This window comes from Streptomyces sp. KLMMK (genome assembly GCF_036961605.1).
In the GTDB taxonomy this organism is placed as follows: Bacteria; Actinomycetota; Actinomycetes; order Streptomycetales; family Streptomycetaceae; genus Streptomyces; species Streptomyces telluris.
This window is the reverse complement of the sequence record NZ_JBAMDC010000594.1, coordinates 1-2,891: the sequence shown is the minus strand read 5'-3', so window position 1 is coordinate 2,891 and position 2,891 is coordinate 1. Positions and strand designations below refer to the sequence as shown.

4 protein-coding genes are annotated in these 2,891 nt (G+C 73.2%); 1 reads left to right on the top strand and 3 read right to left on the bottom strand.

Translation table 11 applies throughout. The features are described from left to right. On the top strand, positions 1 to 643 hold a 643-nt coding region (locus tag V7793_RS36040; RefSeq protein ID WP_336013895.1), incomplete at its 5' end, for an aminodeoxychorismate/anthranilate synthase component II. A 132-nt stretch (positions 644 to 775) separates the two neighbouring features. On the opposite strand, the gene V7793_RS36035 is transcribed toward V7793_RS36040, so the two are convergent. From V7793_RS36035 to V7793_RS36025, 3 genes are all read right to left on the bottom strand, one after another. Then, positions 776 to 1,807, bottom strand: a complete 1,032-nt coding sequence (locus V7793_RS36035; protein WP_336013893.1) for a 6-phosphofructokinase — start codon at positions 1,805 to 1,807, stop codon at positions 776 to 778. A gap of 41 nt (positions 1,808 to 1,848) precedes the next feature. After that, positions 1,849 to 2,541, bottom strand: a complete 693-nt coding sequence (locus V7793_RS36030; protein WP_336013891.1) for a response regulator transcription factor — start codon at positions 2,539 to 2,541, stop codon at positions 1,849 to 1,851. Continuing rightward, a partial coding sequence (locus tag V7793_RS36025) for a sensor histidine kinase (RefSeq protein WP_336013890.1) occupies positions 2,538 to 2,891 on the bottom strand: 354 nt, incomplete at its 5' end. The genes V7793_RS36025 and V7793_RS36030, both read right to left, overlap by 4 nt.

Sequence of the window (2,891 nt, the reverse complement as noted above, 5' to 3'; positions counted from 1 at the left end):
CTGGCTGCGCATGCAGGCCACGGAGACCGCCGCCACGGCTTCCACCGCCCGGCTGACCGGGCACGCCCTGGTGATCGACGGCGAGGACACCTTCACGGCCATGCTGGCCCACCTGCTGCGCACGTCCGGCCTGGAGGTGACCGTACGGCGCTACGACGACCCCGGCCTGCGCGCGGCCGCCCTCGCCCACGAGGGCCCCGTCGTGCTGGGCCCCGGCCCCGGCAACCCCTCCGACGCGGCCGACCCGAAGATGCGGCTGCTCCGCGCCCTCGCGGCGGAGCTCCTGCGCGGCCACCGGCACGGCCTCCTGGGCGTGTGCCTGGGGCACGAGCTGATCGCGGCGGAGCTGGGGCTGGAGATCGTCCGCAAGGACGTGCCGTACCAGGGGGCGCAGGAGCGGATCGACTTCTTCGGGCGGCCCGAGACCGTCGGTTTCTACAACACGTTCACCGCGCGGTGTACCGCTGCCGCGGAGGGGGAGCTCGCGATGCACCGGGTGGAGCTGAGCCGGGATGCGGCGACGGGTGACGTGCACGCCCTCCGTGGGCCCGGTTTCGCCGGCGTGCAGTTCCATCCGGAGTCGGTCCTGACCTTGGACGGTGCCGCGATCATCTCCGAACTGCTGGCCGCCGTCCTGGTCTGACCCGCCGCTCCGCGGCGGGGCCGTCCCACCCGCCCGCCCGTTACGGGAAACGTCATGCTGTTGCCGGCAACGTTCCGGGCAATTGGGCGGGTGGGCGGGCGAGACCGCGCCGAAGGCGCGGGACGACCGGCCTCAGCCGAAGAACACCTTCACCTCCTCGTACCGCCCGACCGGCACGGTCTTCAGACGGGCCGTGGCCTCGGCCAGAGGCACACGCACGATGTCCGTCCCCCGCAGGGCCACCATCCGCCCGAAGTCCCGCTCCCGCACCGCGTCGATCGCGTGCAGCCCGAACCGCGTCGCCAGCCACCGGTCGAACGCGCTGGGCGTGCCGCCCCGCTGGACGTGGCCCAGGACGGTGGTCCGCGCCTCCTTGCCCGTACGCCGTTCGATCTCCTTCGCGAGCCACTCCCCGACGCCGGAGAGCCGCACGTGCCCGAAGGCGTCGTGGGACGAGCCGTCCTTGAGGACGAGGTCGCCGTCCTTGGGCATGGCACCCTCCGCGACCACCACGATGGGCGCGTAGCTGGCGCGGAAGCGGGAGGTGACCCAGCCGCAGATCTCGTCGAGGTCGAAGCGCTGCTCGGGGATGAGGATGACGTTGGCCCCGCCGGCGAGGCCGGAGTGCAGGGCGATCCAGCCGGCGTGCCGGCCCATGACCTCCACGACGAGGACGCGCATGTGGGACTCGGCGGTGGTGTGGAGCCGGTCGATGGCCTCGGTGGCGATGCCGACGGCGGTGTCGAAGCCGAAGGTGTAGTCGGTGGCCGAGAGGTCGTTGTCGATGGTCTTGGGAACGCCGACGCACGGGATGCCGTGCTCGGCCCACAGGAGCGCGGCGACGCCGAGGGTGTCCTCGCCGCCGATGGCGACGAGGGCGTCGACCTCGTCCGCGGCGAGGTGCTCGCGGATGCGGCGGATGCCGCCGGGTTCCTTGAAGGGGTTGGTGCGCGAGGAGCCGAGCACGGTGCCGCCGCGCGGGAGGATGCCGCGCACGGCGGGGATGTCGAGCCGGGACGTGGCGCCGTGGAGGAGGCCGCGCCAGCCGTCCCGGTAGCCGATGAAGTCGTAGGAATGGTCCTGGACGCCCTTGCGGACGACGGCGCGGATGACCGCGTTGAGCCCGGGGCAGTCACCGCCGCCGGTCAGCACTCCGATCCGCATGACACTCTCCTTCAGCCGGAGGACGCCCGGCCGGGTCAAGGTCAGGCGTCGTCGAGACCTCGCTCTATCGCGTAGCGCACGAGCTCCACGCGGTTGTGCAACTGGAGCTTGCCCAAGGTGTTCTGCACATGGTTCTGCACCGTGCGGTGGGAAATAACCAGCCGCTCGGCAATCTGCTTGTACGACAGACCCTTGGCGACGAGGCGCAGCACCTCGGTCTCGCGGTCGGTCAGCCGGGGCGCCTTGGGCTCGTCGGGCGCGGCCGGGGCGGGGTCGGCGGCCAGCCGCCGGTACTCGCCGAGGACGAGTCCGGCGAGGCCGGGGGTGAAGACGGGGTCGCCCGCGGCGGTGCGCCGGACGGCGTCCACGAGCTCCTGCGTGCTGGCCGACTTCAGCAGGTAGCCGGTGGCGCCGGACTTGACGGCCTCCAGCACGTCGGCGTGCTCGCCGCTGGCGGAGAGGACGAGGACGCGCAGCGCGGGGTTCTCCCCCACGAGCTCCTTGCAGACGGCCACGCCGGGCAGGCCGGGCAGGTTGAGGTCGAGGACCAGGACGTCGGGGCCGGCGGCCTTCGCGCGGCGTACGGCCTCGGGGCCGTCCCCGGCGGTCGCCACGACGTCGTACCCGGCGGCGGCCAGGTCGCGGGCGACGGCGTCGCGCCACATGGGGTGGTCGTCGACGACCATGACCCTCACGGCGTGCTCGGCGGGTGCTTCGGCTTGCGTTTCGCTCATCGCTGTTCTTTCCCGTTCCCCCGTGGAACCTTCAGTTCGACTTCCGTGCCCTGGCCGGGGACGGACACCAGCTCGGCGCTGCCGCCCAGGTCCCTCAGCCGCCCGCGGATCGACAGGGCGACGCCCATCCGCCCCTCCCGTTCGGCGTCGGCGAGCCGGCCCTCGGGGATGCCGGGGCCGTCGTCCCGCACGGTGACGATCACCTCTTCGGGCTCGTCCTCCAGCAGGATCCAGGCCTGCGCCCCCTCGCCCGCGTGCTTGCGCACATTGTCCAGGGCGGCGCCGACGGCGGCGGCGAGCTCGGCGGCGGCCGCCGCCTCCAGCAGGACGGGGGTGCCGGGCCCGGCGAA